20 protein-coding genes and 1 tRNA gene are annotated in these 16,999 nt (G+C 58.6%); 17 read left to right on the forward strand and 4 right to left on the reverse strand.

The window, feature by feature from the left end:
* Positions 1 to 40: 40 nt before the first annotated feature.
* From AC3ZU9_RS11125 to AC3ZU9_RS11150, 6 genes are read left to right on the forward strand one after another with little or no spacing between them, the layout of a single operon-like run.
* Positions 41 to 1,594: a sugar ABC transporter ATP-binding protein gene (locus tag AC3ZU9_RS11125; protein ID WP_231809071.1), complete on the forward strand. Its 1,554-nt coding sequence runs from the start codon at positions 41 to 43 to the stop codon at positions 1,592 to 1,594.
* Positions 1,591 to 2,568 (forward strand): ABC transporter permease, encoded by a 978-nt coding sequence (locus AC3ZU9_RS11130; protein ID WP_015884943.1) that lies wholly within the window; start codon positions 1,591 to 1,593, stop codon positions 2,566 to 2,568. Before AC3ZU9_RS11125 ends, AC3ZU9_RS11130 begins: the two co-directional genes overlap by 4 nt.
* 3 nt (positions 2,569 to 2,571) lie before the next feature.
* On the forward strand, positions 2,572 to 3,594 hold the full coding sequence (locus AC3ZU9_RS11135) for a LacI family DNA-binding transcriptional regulator (protein WP_064053336.1): 1,023 nt from the start codon (positions 2,572 to 2,574) through the stop codon (positions 3,592 to 3,594).
* 23 nt (positions 3,595 to 3,617) lie between these two features.
* Entirely contained in the window at positions 3,618 to 4,535 is a 918-nt protein-coding gene (gene rbsK / locus AC3ZU9_RS11140; RefSeq protein WP_046035335.1) for a ribokinase, read from the forward strand.
* On the forward strand, positions 4,532 to 4,936 hold the full coding sequence (gene rbsD, locus AC3ZU9_RS11145; protein ID WP_046035336.1) for a D-ribose pyranase: 405 nt from the start codon (positions 4,532 to 4,534) through the stop codon (positions 4,934 to 4,936). Before rbsK ends, rbsD begins: the two co-directional genes overlap by 4 nt.
* Before the next feature lie 25 nt (positions 4,937 to 4,961).
* Positions 4,962 to 5,990, forward strand: coding sequence for a nucleoside hydrolase (locus tag AC3ZU9_RS11150; RefSeq protein WP_015884939.1), 1,029 nt, complete (start codon positions 4,962 to 4,964; stop codon positions 5,988 to 5,990).
* Between the two features lie 33 nt (positions 5,991 to 6,023).
* Here the strand turns inward: AC3ZU9_RS11150 and AC3ZU9_RS11155 are convergent, their stop codons facing one another.
* Positions 6,024 to 6,236 (reverse strand): hypothetical protein, encoded by a 213-nt coding sequence (locus tag AC3ZU9_RS11155; RefSeq protein WP_015884938.1) that lies wholly within the window; start codon positions 6,234 to 6,236, stop codon positions 6,024 to 6,026.
* 171 nt (positions 6,237 to 6,407) lie between these two features.
* On the opposite strand from AC3ZU9_RS11155, the gene AC3ZU9_RS11160 reads away from it, so the two are divergent.
* Together AC3ZU9_RS11160 and AC3ZU9_RS11165 are read left to right on the forward strand one after the other, a co-directional pair.
* Positions 6,408 to 6,716: a hypothetical protein gene (locus AC3ZU9_RS11160; protein WP_102060002.1), complete on the forward strand. Its 309-nt coding sequence runs from the start codon at positions 6,408 to 6,410 to the stop codon at positions 6,714 to 6,716.
* Between the two features lie 144 nt (positions 6,717 to 6,860).
* A complete protein-coding gene (locus AC3ZU9_RS11165; protein WP_015884936.1) occupies positions 6,861 to 7,181 on the forward strand; it encodes an I78 family peptidase inhibitor in 321 nt (106 codons plus the stop codon).
* Positions 7,182 to 7,254: 73 nt separating this feature from the next.
* Here AC3ZU9_RS11165 and AC3ZU9_RS11170 read toward each other — a convergent pair whose 3' ends face one another.
* Both AC3ZU9_RS11170 and AC3ZU9_RS11175 read right to left on the reverse strand, forming a co-directional pair.
* Positions 7,255 to 7,467 carry a cold-shock protein gene (locus AC3ZU9_RS11170; protein ID WP_003234260.1) on the reverse strand — a complete coding sequence of 71 codons (213 nt, stop codon included), beginning with the start codon at positions 7,465 to 7,467 and terminating at the stop codon, positions 7,255 to 7,257.
* 289 nt (positions 7,468 to 7,756) lie between these two features.
* Positions 7,757 to 8,071, reverse strand: coding sequence for a hypothetical protein (locus tag AC3ZU9_RS11175; RefSeq protein ID WP_015884935.1), 315 nt, complete (start codon positions 8,069 to 8,071; stop codon positions 7,757 to 7,759).
* A 367-nt stretch (positions 8,072 to 8,438) separates the two neighbouring features.
* Between AC3ZU9_RS11175 and thrS the strand changes: the two genes are divergently transcribed.
* From thrS to AC3ZU9_RS11220, 9 genes are all read left to right on the forward strand, one after another.
* Positions 8,439 to 10,361: a threonine--tRNA ligase gene (thrS, locus tag AC3ZU9_RS11180; protein ID WP_093541207.1), complete on the forward strand. Its 1,923-nt coding sequence runs from the start codon at positions 8,439 to 8,441 to the stop codon at positions 10,359 to 10,361.
* Positions 10,361 to 10,912, forward strand: a complete 552-nt coding sequence (gene infC / locus AC3ZU9_RS11185) for a translation initiation factor IF-3 (protein ID WP_015884933.1) — start codon at positions 10,361 to 10,363, stop codon at positions 10,910 to 10,912. The genes thrS and infC overlap by 1 nt, the downstream gene beginning before the upstream one ends.
* 60 nt (positions 10,913 to 10,972) lie before the next feature.
* Complete coding sequence (gene rpmI / locus AC3ZU9_RS11190; RefSeq protein ID WP_002553160.1) at positions 10,973 to 11,167, forward strand: 50S ribosomal protein L35; 195 nt, start codon at positions 10,973 to 10,975, stop codon at positions 11,165 to 11,167.
* 30 nt (positions 11,168 to 11,197) lie between these two features.
* Positions 11,198 to 11,554, forward strand: a complete 357-nt coding sequence (rplT, locus tag AC3ZU9_RS11195) for a 50S ribosomal protein L20 (RefSeq protein WP_003174975.1) — start codon at positions 11,198 to 11,200, stop codon at positions 11,552 to 11,554.
* Between the two features lie 109 nt (positions 11,555 to 11,663).
* The gene (gene pheS / locus AC3ZU9_RS11200) at positions 11,664 to 12,680 is read left to right on the forward strand and encodes a phenylalanine--tRNA ligase subunit alpha (RefSeq protein WP_003192486.1); all 1,017 of its coding nucleotides are present in this window, start codon (positions 11,664 to 11,666) and stop codon (positions 12,678 to 12,680) included.
* A 26-nt stretch (positions 12,681 to 12,706) separates the two neighbouring features.
* Positions 12,707 to 15,085 carry a phenylalanine--tRNA ligase subunit beta gene (gene pheT / locus AC3ZU9_RS11205; protein WP_490090702.1) on the forward strand — a complete coding sequence of 793 codons (2,379 nt, stop codon included), beginning with the start codon at positions 12,707 to 12,709 and terminating at the stop codon, positions 15,083 to 15,085.
* A gap of 3 nt (positions 15,086 to 15,088) precedes the next feature.
* Positions 15,089 to 15,391, forward strand: coding sequence for an integration host factor subunit alpha (gene ihfA, locus AC3ZU9_RS11210; RefSeq protein WP_002553164.1), 303 nt, complete (start codon positions 15,089 to 15,091; stop codon positions 15,389 to 15,391).
* The gene (locus tag AC3ZU9_RS11215; RefSeq protein ID WP_003174972.1) at positions 15,372 to 15,728 is read left to right on the forward strand and encodes a MerR family transcriptional regulator; all 357 of its coding nucleotides are present in this window, start codon (positions 15,372 to 15,374) and stop codon (positions 15,726 to 15,728) included. The genes ihfA and AC3ZU9_RS11215 overlap by 20 nt, the downstream gene beginning before the upstream one ends.
* Positions 15,729 to 15,818: 90 nt before the next feature.
* A tRNA-Pro gene (locus AC3ZU9_RS11220) sits at positions 15,819 to 15,895 on the forward strand.
* 207 nt (positions 15,896 to 16,102) lie between these two features.
* Here the strand turns inward: AC3ZU9_RS11220 and AC3ZU9_RS11225 are convergent.
* Positions 16,103 to 16,975, reverse strand: a complete 873-nt coding sequence (locus AC3ZU9_RS11225) for a helix-turn-helix transcriptional regulator (protein ID WP_490090703.1) — start codon at positions 16,973 to 16,975, stop codon at positions 16,103 to 16,105.
* Between the last annotated feature and the right edge of the window lie 24 nt (positions 16,976 to 16,999).

The following is a 16,999-nucleotide window of genomic DNA, read 5'->3' on the forward strand; positions in this document are numbered from 1 at the left end:
AGCGTCCGCTCGTCCTGAGCGGGCGCCTGGAGATTTTCCTATGTCATCTTCCGCCCCGAACGCTGTCCTCTCGGTCAGCGGTATCGGCAAGACCTATGCCCAGCCGGTTCTGTCCGACATCACCCTGACGCTCAACCGCGGGGAAGTGCTGGCGCTGACCGGTGAGAACGGCGCAGGCAAAAGTACCTTGTCGAAGATCATCGGCGGCCTGGTCACCCCGACCACTGGGCACATGCAGTTCAATGGCCAGGCCTACACGCCGGGCAGCCGTACCCAGGCCGAAGAGCTGGGCGTGCGCATGGTCATGCAGGAGCTCAACCTGCTGCCGACGCTGACCGTCGCCGAAAACCTGTTCCTGGATAACCTGCCCAGTCATTGTGGCTGGATCAGTCGCAAACAATTGCGCAAGGCTGCGATCGAGGCCATGGCCCAGGTCGGCCTGGACGCCATCGACCCCGATACCTTGGTTGGCAGCCTGGGGATAGGCCATCAGCAGATGGTCGAGATCGCCCGCAACCTGATCGGCGATTGCCACGTACTCATCCTCGACGAGCCCACGGCCATGCTCACGGCGCGTGAAGTCGAGATGCTGTTTGAACAAATCACTCGCCTGCAGGCCCGGGGCGTGGCGATTATTTATATCTCGCACCGGCTGGAAGAGCTGGCCCGTGTCGCCCAACGCATTGCGGTATTGCGCGACGGCAAGCTGGTCTGCGTCGAGCCGATGGCCAACTACAACAGCGAGCAACTGGTCACCTTGATGGTCGGTCGTGAGCTGGGCGAGCACATTGACCTGGGCCCGCGCACCATCGGTGGGCCGGCCCTGACGGTGAAAGGCCTGACGCGCTCGGACAAGGTCCGCGACGTGTCCTTTGAAGTGCGCGCGGGCGAGATCTACGGTATCTCCGGCCTGATCGGCGCCGGACGCACTGAATTGCTGCGTCTGATCTTCGGCGCCGACCTGGCCGATAGCGGTACTGTGGCGCTCGGCTCGCCCGCCCAGGTGGTGAGCATTCGCTCGCCCGTGGACGCGGTGGGTCATGGCATTGCCCTGATCACCGAGGACCGCAAGGGTGAGGGCCTGTTGCTGACTCAGTCCATCAGCGCCAACATTGCCCTGGGCAACATGCCGGAAATCTCCGGCGGCGGCGTGGTCAACAGCCGCGACGAAACGGCGTTGGCCAAGCGTCAGATCGATGCCATGCGCATCCGCAGTTCCAGTCCGGCGCAATTGGTGTCGGAACTGTCCGGCGGCAACCAGCAAAAGGTGGTGATTGGCCGCTGGCTGGAGCGCGACTGCTCGGTGATGCTGTTCGACGAACCCACCCGCGGCATCGACGTCGGTGCCAAATTCGATATTTATGCCTTGCTGGGCGAATTGACCCGTCAAGGCAAAGCACTGGTGGTGGTGTCCAGCGATCTGCGTGAGCTCATGCTGATCTGCGACCGCATCGGTGTGTTGTCCGCCGGGCGCTTGATCGAGACGTTCGAGCGCGACAGCTGGACCCAGGACGAATTGCTCGCCGCCGCCTTCGCCGGCTATCAGAAACGTGATGCGCTGCTCAACGACGCAGTGCTTAGGGATACCCCATGAAAACCACAACTTCCCCCGGTAAAACGGGCGGCAACTTCTACGGCCTGGGTACTTACCTGGGCCTGGCCGGCGCCTTGTTGGCGATGATTGCGCTGTTCTCGGTGCTCAGCGATCACTTCCTGTCCTATGACACCTTCAGCACCCTGGCCAACCAGATTCCGGACCTGATGGTGTTGGCGGTGGGCATGACCTTCATCCTGATCATCGGCGGTATTGACCTGTCGGTGGGCTCGGTGCTGGCACTGGCGGCATCAGCGGTCAGCGTGGCGATTCTCAGCTGGGGGTGGAGCGTGCTACCGGCTGCGGTGCTGGGCATGGGCTGTGCCGCATTGGCCGGAACCATCACCGGCTCGATCACCGTGGCCTGGCGCATCCCGTCGTTTATCGTATCCCTCGGCGTGCTGGAAATGGCCCGTGGCGTGGCGTACCAGATGACCGGCTCGCGCACCGCTTATATCGGTGATTCATTTGCCTGGCTGTCCAACCCGATTGCCTTTGGTATCTCGCCGTCATTCATCATTGCCTTGCTGGTGATCATCGCCGCGCAGCTTGTACTGACGCGTACGGTGTTTGGTCGTTACCTGATCGGTATCGGCACCAATGAAGAGGCCGTGCGCCTGGCGGGCATCAACCCCAAACCGTACAAGATCCTGGTGTTCAGCCTCATGGGCCTGCTGGCCGGTGTGGCGGCGTTGTTCCAGATTTCGCGCCTGGAAGCGGCGGACCCGAACGCCGGTTCAGGCTTGGAGCTGCAAGTGATCGCGGCCGTGGTGATCGGCGGTACCAGCCTGATGGGCGGGCGCGGTTCGGTGATCAGTACCTTTTTTGGTGTGTTGATTATTTCGGTATTGGCCGCTGGCCTGGCGCAGATCGGTGCCACGGAACCTACGAAACGCATCATCACGGGTGCCGTGATCGTGATTGCCGTGGTCCTCGATACCTACCGCAGCCAACGCGCCAGTCGGCGAGGCTGAACCATGGCGACGATCAAGGATGTGGCAGCGCTTGCAGGTATTTCCTACACGACGGTGTCGCATGTGGTGAACAAGACACGGCCGGTCAGCGAGCCGGTACGCATCAAGGTCGAAGCCGCGATCAAGCAGCTCGACTACGTGCCCAGTGCCGTCGCGCGTTCGCTCAAGGCGAAGACCACGGCCACCATCGGCTTGCTGGTGCCCAACAGCCTCAACCCGTATTTTGCCGAGTTGGCGCGTGGTATCGAGGATTACTGCGAGCGTAACGGTTACTGTGTGATCCTCTGCAACTCCGACGATAACGCGGAAAAGCAGCGCAGCTATTTGCGCGTGTTGCTGGAGAAGCGCATCGACGGCTTGATCGTGACCTCGGTTGGCGGCGACGACAGTGGCCTGGCCGCCGGCTTGAGCGCGGTGCGCACGCCCATGGTCATTGTCGACCGGGCGCTGGATGGCATAGACGTGGACCTGGTACGTATCGATCACGAGGAGGGCGCCTACCTGGCGACCCGGCACTTGCTCGAACTGGGCCACCGTGACATCGCTTGCATCGGCGGTCCCGCCCATACCCGTGTCGCGCAAATGCGTCTGGCGGGGTATCACCGTGCGCTGCAAGAGGCGGGCGTGGCTGTGGCGGCCAATCGCACCCAGGAAAGCGATTTCACCAGTACGGGCGGTTATGCCGCCGCCGTGCAGTTGCTGGCGAACAACCCGCCCAGCGCGATTTTTGCCAGCAACGACATGATAGGTTTCGGCGTATTGCGCGCGGCAGCCGAGCGCAATATCCGGGTGCCGGGTGAGCTGTCGGTGATCGGTTTCGATGACATTCAAATGGGCCGTTACGTCTACCCGGCGTTGACCACGGTCGGGCAGTCGATCGTGCAACTGGGCGAGACGGCGGCCGAACTGTTACTGCGTAGAATTGCGACACCCCAACTGCCGATCGATCAACGCATCGTGACGCCGAGCATCGTGTTGCGTGAGTCGACGGCGCCCGTCGCCGGTACGTTCGCCCAATACCGCTGAACCGAATTGATGAGTACTGATGTATGCCAGCAAAAGTAGTGGTAGTAGGCAGCTTGAACATGGACCTGGTGACCCGCGCCAGCCGGTTGCCGCGTGCCGGTGAGACCTTGATCGGCCAGACGTTCTCCACCGTGCCCGGCGGCAAGGGCGCGAACCAGGCGGTAGCGTCGGCACGCCTGGGGGCCGATGTGTCGATGATTGGCTGTGTCGGTACCGATGCCTATGGCACGCAATTGCGTGATGCGTTGCAGGTGGAGGGCATCGATTGCCAAGCCGTCAGTACCGTAGACGGCTCCAGTGGCGTGGCCCTCATCGTGGTCGATGACAGCAGCCAGAATGCGATTGTGATCGTGGCGGGCAGTAACGGCGAACTGACGCCAGCCTCGTTGCAGGCGTTCGATGCGGTGCTGCAAGCGGCTGACGTGATCGTCTGCCAGCTGGAAGTGCCGATGAATACGGTGGGTTATGCCCTCAAGCGCGGTCGTGAACTGGGCAAGACGGTGATCCTTAACCCGGCTCCGGCCAGCGCTCCGTTGCCGGCTGAATGGTATGCCTCGATCGACTACCTGATCCCGAATGAAAGCGAAGCCACCGCACTGAGCGGCGTGACGGTCGACTCCATTGACAGCGCCAAGGCAGCGGCAACCCACCTGATCCAGGCGGGCGCCGGCAAAGTCATCATCACCCTGGGGGCTCAGGGCGCGCTGTTTACTGACGGCCAGGGCTTTGAGCACCTGCTGGCGCCGAAGGTCAAGGCGGTCGACACCACCGCAGCGGGCGATACCTTCGTCGGTGGCTTTGCTGCGGCACTCGCCAATGGCAAAAGCGAGGCCGAGGCCATTCGTTTTGGCCAGGTCGCTGCGGCACTGTCGGTCACCCGCGCCGGCGCGCAACCCTCTATTCCAACGCTGCACGACGTACAAGGTTTTGTGCCCTCATGAAAAAGACACCTCTGCTCAATATCGCCCTGTCGCGTGTCATCGCCTCACTCGGACACGGCGACATCCTGGTGATCGGCGACGCTGGCCTGCCAGTGCCGCCGGGCGTCGAGTTGATTGACTTGGCGTTGACCCAGGGCATCCCGGATTTCATCAGCACCTTGCGCATCGTGCTCAGCGAGATGCAAGTGGAAAGCCATGTGCTGGCCGAAGAAATCCTGCTCAAGCAGCCGCCTGCGCTGAACGAGCTCAATACGCTCAGCGACGAGGCGGCCCTGGGTGAGCGGCGCCTGGTCAGCCATGAAGCGTTCAAACAGCTCAGCCGCAAGGCGCGCGCCGTGGTGCGCACCGGCGAATGCCAGCCTTACTGCAATATCGCGCTGGTGTCCGGCGTAACGTTCTAACGTTCTCAACGACAAGGAGTGTTTTATGCAACGTGGTCTCCCAACCCTGAAAAACCTGTTTCGGAGTGTTCTGCTTTTGTCCGCACTCACTGCTGCAAGCGCCCAGGCGGCGGAAAAAATCGACCTGATCATCGATACCGATCCCGGTGCTGATGATGTGGTGGCGTTGCTGTTCGCGATGGCTTCGCCGGATGAACTGAGCATCCGTGCATTGACCACCGTCGCCGGCAACGTGCGCCTGGACAAGACCTCCCGCAACGCCCGCCTGGCCCGCGAATGGGCAGGGCGCGAGGACATCCCGGTGTACGCCGGTGCGCCAGCGCCGCTGCTGCGCACGCCGATCTACGCCGAGAACATCCATGGCAAGGAAGGTATTTCCGGTGTCACCGTGCATGAGCCTAAAAAGGGCTTGGCTGAAGGCAATGCCGTCGACTACCTGATCAAGACCCTGAGCACCGCCAAGCCTCACAGTATCACCATCGCCATGCTCGGCCCGCAGACCAACCTGGCGCTGGCGCTGACCCAGGCACCGGAAATCACCCAGGGCATCAAGGAAGTGGTGGTGATGGGGGGCGCGCACTTCAACGGCGGCAATATTACGCCGGTGGCGGAGTTCAACCTGTTTGCCGACCCCGTGGCGGCCGAGATTGTGCTCAAGAGTGGCGTCAAGCTGACCTACCTTCCGTTGGACGTGACCCACAAGGTACTGACCAGCGAAGCCCGCCTGAAAGGGATCGCCGACCTCAAGAACAACGCAAGCAAGGTGGTTAGCGATATTCTCAATGAATACGTCAAGGGCGACATGGAGCACTACGGTATTCCAGGCGGCCCGGTGCATGACGCGACCGTCGTCGCTTACCTGCTCAAGCCTTCACTGTTCACCGGCCGTGAAGTCAACGTGGTAGTGGACAGCCGGGAAGGCCCGACCTTCGGCCAAACCATCGTCGACTGGTACGACGGTCTGAAGCAACCGAAGAACGCGTTCTGGGTGGAGAACGGTGATGCCCAAGGCTTCTTCGATCTGTTGACCGAGCGCCTGGCGCGTCTGAAGTAAGGTGTTGACCGGTCGGCGTTCGCCGGCCGGTTCTTATTCGCGCTCGGGGTTGTGTGCCCCCATGTGGTCGGCCGGGTATTTCTCGAATATCTGGCCGATGAACGCTTGCGCCGCTTGTGTACCCAGCTCCTTGACCAGCAGGTCGATACCAATGATCGCCAATTCCTCCGGGCTTCCGGGGCTGTAGGAGCTCTGTCCTTGGGGCCACTTGGCTTTGATGTCGGCTTGGAGCGTTACGGTGGTCATGACTGTCTCGCGGGGCTGAAAGTACTGGGCAGTGCGCTGGAACGCGGTTCTTACCGGCCCAGTTAACCATTTTGCATCGTATTTGGCACTGATACTTAGGCATGAGGCGATTCGGAATGACGGTCGCGCTGTGCGACACTGGCCGCCTGTTTAATTGCCGGGGAACACCGCGTGCAGATCGACTTGAACAACCCCGAGAACCTGACGCTGGCGAATGTTCGCCAGCTTCTCGCCAGTGCTAATGACGACGAACATGCCCAACTGCGGGTGACCCAGGCCGGAATCGCCTATATCTCCTCAGGGAAGGTGGTGGGCGGTGTGGACATCGACGGGCTGCTGTTTCGCCTGGAGACCTGGGCCAAGGGCTCCGGATGCGTAGGGAATGTGGCCGCCAGCGACGAAGTCTGGGTGACGCAGATCTTCAATGCACTGAAGGAAAATTGGCCGAAGCCGGCGTCTGACTACATCGACATCTACTGATTTCGTTCATATCTGGTCACGATTGACCGGGCGAATGCCTGTCGAGAGTCAGGCAGACTTGCCCTGCGGCGGTTTACGTCTTGAAACCAATCCGCCCAATCGCTGTCGCACGATCTCTGTCCATTTTTTATCATAGGAGGCTTCATGCCTTGGAAGCTCGCATCATTCGGTACTTTGTTGGCAGCACTCGCGTTGGCGGGTTGCAGCACCCCGGGTGCCTCTGAGCCAGCCAAAGACGCCGCCGTGGCCGATACCGGTCATAGCCGCTGTGAGTCGAAGGCCGCCGAATTCACCATCGGCCAGAAAGCTTCGCCCCAATTGCTGGAGCAGGCGCGTACCCGCGCCGGTGCGCAGAACGCACGGATCCTCAAGCCTAACGACATGATCACGCTGGAATACCGTTCCGACCGCCTGAACCTGAACACCGATGACAACCTGGTGATCACGCGAGTCAATTGCGGCTAGGTCTTTCAAGGCTTTTGCAGCGCCCATAAAAAACCCCGTCACATGGACGGGGTTTTTTTAGCTCAGCGGAGAATTACTCGCCGCGAACCTGTGCAGCTTGCATACCCTTTTGGCCTTTCTCAGCCACGAAGGAAACGGTTTGGCCTTCTTTCAGGCTTTTGAAACCGTCGCTTTCGATAGCTTTGAAGTGTACGAACAGGTCGTCACCGCCACCTTGAGGAGTGATGAAGCCGAAGCCTTTTTCATCGTTGAACCATTTAACGGTGCCGGTTTGGCGATTAGACATGGTGTATCTCCAAGAAACATATATTTTCAGTAGTGCTGTGCTGCTCAGGCCAACTGGGCACACCGGGCTATCATAGTCGAAATGTTCGGCTTGGGAGCCCCCCCAAGGCATTGTTTGCTAATCAATAGCGTTGCGTTTAGTGCCTGATCCGGCTGAAAGCCCCGATTTACGGGGCTTTGGCTCGAAATATCAACTGGTAAAAAAAGCCGTAAAAGCTGCGTAATTTGTGAGAAACGGCAGTTTTAAGCCTGTTTTACCGCCAAAAAAGCCGTGAGATCAGCGGCAAATCTTACTTTTTCTTCACGACTTTGCAGGACGAAATAGCCGCGACTGCCTTGTTTTTCAGCTCCGGGCTGGCGTTCTGGTTGGTCATGAGCTCTTTGATTTCCGCAGTGCTCAATTCGGCGTTGATCTTGTCAGCGCCACATTCGCAGTGGGCTTTGGCAGTTTTGGCGTCCACGTTCTGGCTGGCGGCTGCGCTGCAATCGCTGACGAAGCTGTCACGGGCACCGGCTGGCCAGTTCGACGGGGCTGCTGCCTGCGCGCCGAGGGAAAGGAGGGTCAGGGAAGCGGCGAGAGCGAGGGTGGAGGTAAAACGCATCATGAGGATGCTCCTTTGGGTCGAGGACGAACGGCGATTCTCAGTGGGTTTGAGGCATTGCGTACAGCTCAAGTTCACTTTTGCAGCTATAAAGGCTGGAATTTGTCTTTACGCAAGATAGCAGCCCCGCGATGACCGTTCATCTGTGCTAGGATCTTGCGCTTGGCTATTTCCAGGCGCGCCAATTGCCGCCTTGCCATGTTCTTTTTAGCTCACTCCAGTCACTCTGGTTCGATTATCGGTTGGCCGAAAGGCTCCTGCCGCTGTAAGGCAGGCGTTCATCACTGAACGGCCTGGTGTTGGATCTTGTACTGGCTCATCCCAACCCACGTGACCTTTGGTAGGGGTCACCACTAGGAGAGGAGGCGCCATGCCAACTATTACTCTTCCCGACGGCAGTCAACGTTCATTTGATCATTCGGTTTCCGTAGCCGAGGTTGCCGCATCCATTGGTGCAGGCCTGGCCAAGGCCACCGTGGCCGGCAAGGTCGACGGCAAGCTGGTTGACGCCAGCGACCTGATCACCAACGACGCCAGCCTGCAAATCATCACGCCCAAGGATCAAGAGGGGCTGGAGATCATTCGCCACTCTTGCGCTCACTTGATTGGCCACGCGGTCAAGCAGTTGTATCCAACCGCGAAGATGGTAATCGGCCCGGTCATCGACGAAGGCTTCTATTACGACATCGCCTACGAGCGTCCTTTCACCCCGGACGATCTGGCCGCCATCGAACAACGCATGCACGCGCTGATCGAAAAAGATTACGACGTGATCAAGAAAGTCACGCCGCGCGCCGAAGTGATCGACGTGTTCACCGCCCGTGGCGAAGACTACAAGCTGCGCCTGGTGGAAGACATGCCGGACGAGCAGGCCATGGGCCTGTACTACCACGAAGAATACGTCGACATGTGCCGTGGCCCGCACGTGCCGAACACACGCTTCCTCAAGTCCTTCAAGCTGACCAAGCTGTCCGGCGCCTACTGGCGTGGCGACGCGAAGAACGAGCAACTGCAGCGGATCTACGGCACTGCCTGGGCTGACAAGAAGCAGCTGGCGGCCTACATCCAGCGCATCGAAGAAGCCGAAAAACGCGACCATCGCAAGATCGGCAAGCGCCTGAACCTGTTCCACCTCCAGGAAGAAGCGCCGGGCATGGTGTTCTGGCACCCCAACGGCTGGACCCTGTACCAGGTGCTCGAGCAGTACATGCGCAAGGTTCAGCGCGAAAACGGCTACCTGGAGATCAAGACTCCCCAGGTCGTTGACCGCAGCCTGTGGGAGAAATCCGGGCACTGGGCCAACTACGCCGACAACATGTTCACCACCCAGTCGGAAAACCGCGATTACGCCATCAAGCCAATGAACTGCCCATGCCACGTGCAGGTGTTCAACCAGGGCCTGAAGAGCTACCGCGAGTTGCCGATGCGCCTGGCCGAGTTTGGTGCCTGTCACCGTAACGAGCCGTCGGGTGCGCTGCACGGCATCATGCGTGTGCGTGGCTTCACCCAGGACGACGCCCACATCTTCTGCACTGAAGAGCAGATGCAGGCCGAATCCGCGGCGTTCATCAAACTGACCATGGACGTTTATCGCGATTTCGGCTTCACCGAAGTTGAGATGAAACTGTCCACTCGTCCGGAAAAGCGCGTCGGCTCCGACGAGCTGTGGGATCGCGCCGAAGCTGCATTGGCCGCAGCGCTGGACAGTGCGGGGCTTGCGTACGACCTGCAGCCGGGTGAGGGCGCGTTCTACGGTCCGAAGATCGAGTTCTCGCTGAAAGATTGCCTTGGCCGCGTCTGGCAGTGTGGTACCCTGCAGCTCGATTTTAACCTGCCGATCCGTCTGGGAGCCGAATACGTCTCCGAAGACAACAGCCGTAAACACCCGGTTATGCTGCACCGGGCGATCCTCGGCTCGTTCGAACGGTTCGTCGGGATCCTGATCGAGCACTACGAGGGTGCATTCCCTGCGTGGCTGGCGCCGACTCAGGCAGTGATCATGAATATCACTGATAAACAGGCAGATTTTGCCGCTGAAGTTGAAAAAACACTCAACGAAAGCGGATTTCGTGCCAAGTCCGACTTGAGAAATGAAAAGATCGGCTTTAAAATCCGCGAGCATACTTTGCTCAAGGTTCCCTATCTCTTGGTTATCGGAGATCGGGAAGTCGAGATGCAGACTGTCGCTGTGCGTACTCGTGAAGGTGCTGACCTGGGCTCGATGCCCGTCGCCCAGTTCGCTGAGTTCCTCGCGCAAGCGGTTTCCCGGCGTGGTCGCCCAGATTCGGAGTAATTATTATTAAGCGTGAAATGAGACAAGATAAACGAGCTGCACCGAAAGCCCCGATCAACGAGAATATCTCGGCACGCGAGGTTCGGTTAATTGGCGCTGACGGCGAGCAGATTGGCATCGTCTCGATTGATGAAGCGCTTCGTATTGCTGAAGAGTCCAAATTGGACTTGGTGGAAATTTCCGCCGATGCAATCCCACCCGTTTGCCGGGTGATGGACTACGGCAAGTCGATCTTCGAAAAGAAGAAGCAGGTTGCCGCAGCGAAGAAGAACCAGAAGCAGATTCAAGTAAAAGAAATCAAGTTTCGTCCAGGGACGGAGGAAGGGGATTACCAGGTAAAACTGCGCAACCTGGTACGTTTCCTGAGTGATGGGGACAGGGCCAAGGTATCCTTGCGATTCCGCGGCCGTGAGATGGCCCACCAGGAGCTGGGGATGGAACTCCTCAAGCGGGTTGAAGCTGACCTGCTGGAGTACGGTTCCGTCGAGCAGCATCCTAAGATGGAAGGACGCCAGCTGATCATGGTCATCGCCCCGAAAAAGAAGAAGTAATCAACAGGGCACGGCAGGCCTTCTGATTATGTTTATCAACTGAATGCGGAGTATCCGAACATGCCAAAGATGAAGACTAAAAGTGGTGCTGCTAAGCGGTTTCTGAAAACTGCTAACGGTATCAAGCACAAGCACGCTTTCAAGAGCCACATCCTGACCAAAATGTCGACCAAGCGTAAGCGTCAACTGCGCGGTAGCAGCTTGCTGCATCCGTCTGACGTGGCAAAAGTCGAGCGCATGCTGCGCCTTCGTTAATTTTTGGATCAAGAATAGAGGAAGTAACTCATGGCTCGTGTAAAGCGTGGCGTCATTGCCCGTAAACGTCACAAAAAAATTCTGAAACTTGCTAAAGGCTACTACGGCGCGCGTTCACGCGTATTCCGTGTTGCCAAGCAAGCGGTAATCAAGGCAGGCCAATACGCCTACCGCGACCGTCGTCAGAAAAAACGTCAGTTCCGCGCTCTGTGGATCGCTCGTATCAACGCCGGTGCACGTGTTAACGGTCTGTCCTACAGCCGTTTCATCGCTGGCCTGAAAAAAGCGTCCATCGAAATCGACCGTAAGGTTCTGGCTGAACTGGCCGTGAACGAAAAAGCGGTGTTTGCTGCGATTGTCGAGAAAGCTAAAGCCACCTTGGCTTAAGTACCCCCGACAGTCACCTTGGGCTACTCCTGTGGTCCTCGGTGGTAAACGTCATAAATAGGGGAAGAGCCTTCAAGCTCTTCCCCTATTTTGTATCTGGAGTCTGTACATGGAAAACCTGGACGCGCTCGTTGCTCAAGCCCTTGAGGCAGTGCAAAGCGCTGAAGATGTAAATGCCCTGGAGCAAATCCGGGTTCACTACCTTGGCAAAAAAGGTGAATTGACTCAGGTGATGAAGACCCTGGGGAATTTGCCGGCTGAAGAGCGTCCGCAAGTCGGTGCGCTGATCAACGTCGCCAAGGAGCGTGTCACAGAGGTTCTCAATGCGCGCAAGGCGTCGCTCGAGGAGGCCGATCTTGCGGCCAAGCTCGCCGCCGAGTCCATTGACGTAACCCTGCCTGGCCGTGGCCAGGCCTCGGGCGGTCTGCACCCGATCACCCGGACTCTGGAACGTATCGAGCAGTTCTTCACCCACATTGGCTACGGCATCGCCGAAGGCCCTGAGGTCGAAGACGACTATCACAACTTCGAGGCGCTCAACATCCCAGGTCATCACCCGGCCCGGTCGATGCACGACACCTTCTATTTCAACGCGAACATGTTGTTGCGCACCCATACCTCGCCGGTACAGGTCCGCACCATGGAAGCGAACAAGCCGCCGATTCGCATTGTCTGCCCAGGCCGTGTGTACCGCAGCGACTCCGATATCACCCACTCGCCGATGTTCCACCAGGTCGAAGGCCTGCTGGTTGATCGCGATATCAACTTCGCCGACCTCAAAGGCACCATCGAAGAATTCCTGCGGGTGTTCTTCGAGAAAGAGCTGGCGGTGCGTTTCCGTCCATCGTTCTTCCCGTTCACCGAACCCTCCGCTGAAGTCGACATGGAATGCGTGATGTGCAGCGGTAAAGGCTGCCGCGTCTGCAAGCAGACTGGCTGGCTGGAAGTGATGGGCTGCGGCATGGTTCACCCCAACGTGCTGCGCATGTCCGGCATTGATCCGGAAGAGTTCTCGGGCTTTGCCTTCGGCATGGGCGTTGAGCGTCTGGCCATGCTGCGTTACGGCGTGAACGACTTGCGTCTGTTCTTCGACAACGACTTGCGGTTCCTCGCGCAATTTCGCTAGTCGTAACGAATCTTTAGGAGAGCAGGATGAAATTCAGTGAACAATGGCTGCGTGGCTGGGTAAGCCCGCAGGTAGATCGCGACGAGCTGGTTGCTCGTCTGTCGATGGCCGGTCTTGAGGTCGATAGCGTCACTCCGGCGGCCGGCGTTTTCAGCGGCGTCGTAGTGGGCGAGGTGCTGAGCACCGAGCAGCATCCCGATGCCGACAAGTTGCGTGTGTGCCAGGTCAGCAATGGCGCGGAAACCTTCCAGGTCGTGTGCGGAGCGCCTAACGTGCGCCCGGGCTTGAAGATCCCATTCGCCATGATCGGTGCCGAGCTGCCAGGCGACTTCAAGATCAAGAAAGCCAAGCTGCGTGGCGTCGAGTCCAACGGCATGCTGTGCTCCCAGGCGGAGCTGCAGGTCGGCGAGGGCAATGATGGCCTGATGGAACTGCCGGCCGATGCGCCGGTGGGCCAGGACATCCGCGTTTACCTGGAACTGGAAGACGCCAGCATCGAGGTCGACCTGACCCCGAACCGTGGCGACTGCCTGTCCCTGGCCGGCCTGGCGCGTGAAGTGGGCGCGTTGTACAACGCTCCGGTCACCCGCCCTGTGGTTGCCGCCGTGCCTGCAGTACACGATGAAGTACGCCCGATCGACGTGTTGGCGCCAAACGCCTGCCCGCGTTACCTGGGTCGTGTGATCCGTAACGTCGATCTGTCCAAGCCAACCCCGCTGTGGATGGTTGAGCGCCTGCGCCGTGCTGACGTGCGCAGCATCGACGCGGCCGTCGACATTACCAACTACGTGATGCTGGAGCTGGGCCAACCGCTGCATGCGTTCGACCTCGCCGAAATCAACGGCGGCATCCGTGTACGCATGGCGGAAGAAGGCGAGAAGCTGGTGCTGCTCGACGGCCAGGAAGTCAGCCTGCGTGCCGACACCCTGGTCATCGCCGACCACTCCCGCGCCCTGGCGATTGCCGGCGTGATGGGTGGCGAGCACAGCGGTGTGTCCGAGACCACCCGCGACGTGTTCCTTGAGAGTGCCTTCTTCGACCAGATCGCCATCGCCGGCAAGGCCCGTTCCTACGGCCTGCACACCGATGCGTCGCACCGCTACGAGCGCGGCGTGGACTGGAAGCTGGCGCGTGAAGCCATGGAGCGCGCCACTGGCCTGCTGCTGGAAATCACCGGCGGCGAAGCGGGTCCGATCACCGAAGCCGTCAGCGAGCAGTACTTGCCGTCCGTTGCGCCGATCACCCTGCGTGCCAAAAGTGTCGAGCAGATGCTCGGCCTGGTCATCGCGCCGGCTGAAATCGAGCAACTGTTATCCGCTCTCGGCCTGGGTATTTCCGCAGGCGGGGAAGGGCAGTGGACCGTTGAAGTGCCAAGCCATCGCTTCGATATCAGCCTGGAAGTCGACCTGATCGAAGAGCTGGCTCGCCTCTACGGCTACAACCGCCTGCCGGTTCGTTACCCGCAAGCGCGCCTGGCGCCGCAACCCAAGGCCGAGGCGCGTGCGCACCTGCCTGAGCTGCGTCGTCTGCTGGTTGCCCGTGGCTACCAGGAAGCGGTGACCTACAGCTTCATCGATCCTAAACAGTTCGAGCTGTTCAACCCTGGCGTCGAGCCGCTGCTGCTGGCGAACCCGATCTCCAACGACATGGCGGCCATGCGTTCGTCCCTGTGGCCAGGCCTGGTGAAAGCACTTTCCCATAACCTGAACCGTCAGCAAGATCGCGTGCGTATGTTCGAAAGCGGCCTGCGTTTTGTCGGCCAGCTCGACGGCCTGAAACAAGAGCCAATGCTCGCTGGCGTGGTGTGCGGTAGCCGTCTGCCGGAAGGCTGGGCGCAGGGCCGCGATGCCGTGGACTTCTTCGACGTCAAGGCTGACGTAGAAGCGGTGCTGGGCTTTGCCGGTGCTCTGGATGCCTTCACCTTCGTTCCTGGCAGCCATCCGGCATTGCACCCGGGCCAGACGGCACGTATCGAGCGCGAAGGGCGCCTGGTGGGCTTCGTCGGTGCCATTCACCCTGAACTGTCGAAAACCCTCGGTCTCGACCGTCCGGTCTTCGTGTTCGAACTGGTCCTGGCTGAAGTCGCCTCGGGCAAAATGCCTAAATTCAGCGAGCTGTCGCGCTTCCCTGAAGTGCGCCGTGATTTGGCGCTGATTGCCGACTGCGAAGTGGCCGCCACTGCCGTTCTGGACGTAATCCGTGAAAATGCAGGGGAATGGCTGACAGACCTCAGGCTATTTGACGTCTATCAGGGTAAAGGTATTGATCCGCATAGAAAAAGCCTCGCAGTTGGCTTGACCTGGCAGCATCCATCGCGCACTCTTAATGACGATGAGGTGAATACCACGACACAAAATATCCTCACCTCGCTCGAACAAAGGTTGAACGCCACGTTAAGGAAGTGACGTATGGGGGCTTTGACGAAAGCTGAGATGGCGGAACGTCTGTACGAAGAGTTGGGTCTGAACAAACGCGAAGCCAAGGAATTGGTCGAGCTGTTTTTTGAAGAGATCAGACACGCTCTGGAAGACAACGAACAGGTCAAATTGTCCGGTTTCGGCAATTTTGACCTGCGGGACAAACGCCAGCGGCCTGGCCGCAATCCAAAAACGGGAGAAGAAATCCCGATCACGGCTCGCCGTGTGGTCACCTTTCGTCCAGGGCAGAAGTTGAAGGCCCGAGTTGAGGCTTATGCTGGAACCAAGTCATAACGACGAGCTACCCGTCATCCCAGGCAAACGCTACTTCACCATTGGTGAAGTCAGCGAGCTCTGTGCGGTAAAACCGCACGTGCTGCGCTATTGGGAGCAGGAGTTTCCTCAACTCAACCCCGTCAAACGCACCGGGAACCGTCGGTATTATCAGCGCCAGGATGTGCTGATGATCCGACAGATCCGCGCGTTGCTGTACGACCAGGGGTTCACCATCAGCGGCGCACGCCAGCGTATGTCCGGTGATGAAGCCAAAGACGACACCACCCAATACAAGCAACTGATCCGCCAGATGATCTCCGAGCTCGAAGATGTGCTGGTGGTTCTGAAAAAGTAATTCCGGCTTTTAAAATACTTCCACATTTCAAAAGCTTGCGGTATATTCCGGATCGCTTCGTCAAGAAGCGAACCCAGTAACACGCCTAGTCGGGGCGTAGCGCAGTCCGGTAGCGCACTAGCATGGGGTGCTAGGGGTCGAGTGTTCGAATCACTCCGTCCCGACCATATTTTCTGAGTAAAATCATACAGTTAAACCGATCTAGCAAGGTCGGTTTTTTTGTGCTCCTGAATTTTTTAGTTTAGGGCACATATAGGGCACATCAGCGTGCTGTGCCCTATGCGATGAACAAAATCGGTATGCCCCGTCCAAAAACCTTACAGATCCCAGCGCTTATAGGGCGGAATGCGATCACTCGCGTCCTGATCATTGAATCACTCGTAAAGCCAGGGCTTCAAATCATCCAAATTTTTCACCACGATCTGTTGAGCTGCCGCCTTGGGATCTAGCTTTTTTGGATCAATTTGGAAGCGTTGAAGAACATATTTGACCAGCGCGCGGCGCGTCGGAATCACCAGTACCCCCTCCTTCATCCCGAAATCGACTTCGATAATCGCCCTTTGTTCCGGCTTGAGGCGTGAGTCGGGTTCGATAACTACGTCGACCTCTGTATTCCAGTCTTCATCTGCGCTAATGAGGTTTTCGGTTTTCCGTTCGAACTCTGGCAGGCCACGTAGGCGGCTAAGCACAAAGTCACGGTACTCACGATTCTTTTCGCAATACGCCCGCACATGCCAGCGCATGCCTGTGTAGACCAGGGTATGCGGTGCGATCAGACGAGTTTCCGGGTTCGGATTGGCCAGTGACACGTATTCGACTTCAATCACTTCACTATGGCGGCAAGCTTTCAGTAGTGGGCGCAAAATTTCGGGACGGATTGTCCTATCTGGTACTTCTAAAACCATGGTGTGCGCATAGGCCAGGGCTAACCCTTCTACATGCGGCGCGCGGGAGTGCGTCTGATTCAATAGATGCAAATAGGCGCTGGCACTGTCGTCAATGAACAGCGGCTTGAAGTGTTTGCTGGGTACGTAGCCTTTCAGTTGCTTGTCATATGTAAGGTTTTTAGGCGCATGTTCAGTGATGTAGGTGTTGATGTCCTTCGAGGCCTGCTGACGGCTTATGCCAAAGCTCTGAATCAGGTGTCCCGTGGTCAGCCGCCCCTCCCACCAGACCACCGTCTCGATCAAACGATAGCGAAGTGCCAGATCCCATCGCACCTGCTTGATATCTTGTTGGCGTTTCATAACCCCTCCATGTGCGTGAATACT

The organism is Pseudomonas sp. A39, assembly GCF_058145955.1.

What these genes read in the sequence shown, in the direction of transcription:
- AC3ZU9_RS11170 (WP_003234260.1), bottom strand. Translation starts at nt 7,467, where the DNA reads ATGTCTAATCGCCAAACCGGCACCGTTAAATGGTTCAACGATGAAAAA.
- ihfA (WP_002553164.1), top strand. Translation starts at nt 15,089, where the DNA reads ATGGGGGCTTTGACGAAAGCTGAGATGGCGGAACGTCTGTACGAAGAG.
- rbsD (WP_046035336.1), top strand. Translation starts at nt 4,532, where the DNA reads ATGAAAAAGACACCTCTGCTCAATATCGCCCTGTCGCGTGTCATCGCC.
- AC3ZU9_RS11215 (WP_003174972.1), top strand. Translation starts at nt 15,372, where the DNA reads ATGCTGGAACCAAGTCATAACGACGAGCTACCCGTCATCCCAGGCAAA.
- pheS (WP_003192486.1), top strand. Translation starts at nt 11,664, where the DNA reads ATGGAAAACCTGGACGCGCTCGTTGCTCAAGCCCTTGAGGCAGTGCAA.
- AC3ZU9_RS11130 (WP_015884943.1), top strand. Translation starts at nt 1,591, where the DNA reads ATGAAAACCACAACTTCCCCCGGTAAAACGGGCGGCAACTTCTACGGC.
- AC3ZU9_RS11155 (WP_015884938.1), bottom strand. Translation starts at nt 6,236, where the DNA reads ATGACCACCGTAACGCTCCAAGCCGACATCAAAGCCAAGTGGCCCCAA.
- AC3ZU9_RS11165 (WP_015884936.1), top strand. Translation starts at nt 6,861, where the DNA reads ATGCCTTGGAAGCTCGCATCATTCGGTACTTTGTTGGCAGCACTCGCG.
- AC3ZU9_RS11225 (WP_490090703.1), bottom strand. Translation starts at nt 16,975, where the DNA reads ATGAAACGCCAACAAGATATCAAGCAGGTGCGATGGGATCTGGCACTT.
- thrS (WP_093541207.1), top strand. Translation starts at nt 8,439, where the DNA reads ATGCCAACTATTACTCTTCCCGACGGCAGTCAACGTTCATTTGATCAT.
- rbsK (WP_046035335.1), top strand. Translation starts at nt 3,618, where the DNA reads ATGCCAGCAAAAGTAGTGGTAGTAGGCAGCTTGAACATGGACCTGGTG.
- AC3ZU9_RS11175 (WP_015884935.1), bottom strand. Translation starts at nt 8,071, where the DNA reads ATGATGCGTTTTACCTCCACCCTCGCTCTCGCCGCTTCCCTGACCCTC.
- AC3ZU9_RS11125 (WP_231809071.1), top strand. Translation starts at nt 41, where the DNA reads ATGTCATCTTCCGCCCCGAACGCTGTCCTCTCGGTCAGCGGTATCGGC.
- rpmI (WP_002553160.1), top strand. Translation starts at nt 10,973, where the DNA reads ATGCCAAAGATGAAGACTAAAAGTGGTGCTGCTAAGCGGTTTCTGAAA.
- rplT (WP_003174975.1), top strand. Translation starts at nt 11,198, where the DNA reads ATGGCTCGTGTAAAGCGTGGCGTCATTGCCCGTAAACGTCACAAAAAA.
- AC3ZU9_RS11135 (WP_064053336.1), top strand. Translation starts at nt 2,572, where the DNA reads ATGGCGACGATCAAGGATGTGGCAGCGCTTGCAGGTATTTCCTACACG.
- AC3ZU9_RS11150 (WP_015884939.1), top strand. Translation starts at nt 4,962, where the DNA reads ATGCAACGTGGTCTCCCAACCCTGAAAAACCTGTTTCGGAGTGTTCTG.
- pheT (WP_490090702.1), top strand. Translation starts at nt 12,707, where the DNA reads ATGAAATTCAGTGAACAATGGCTGCGTGGCTGGGTAAGCCCGCAGGTA.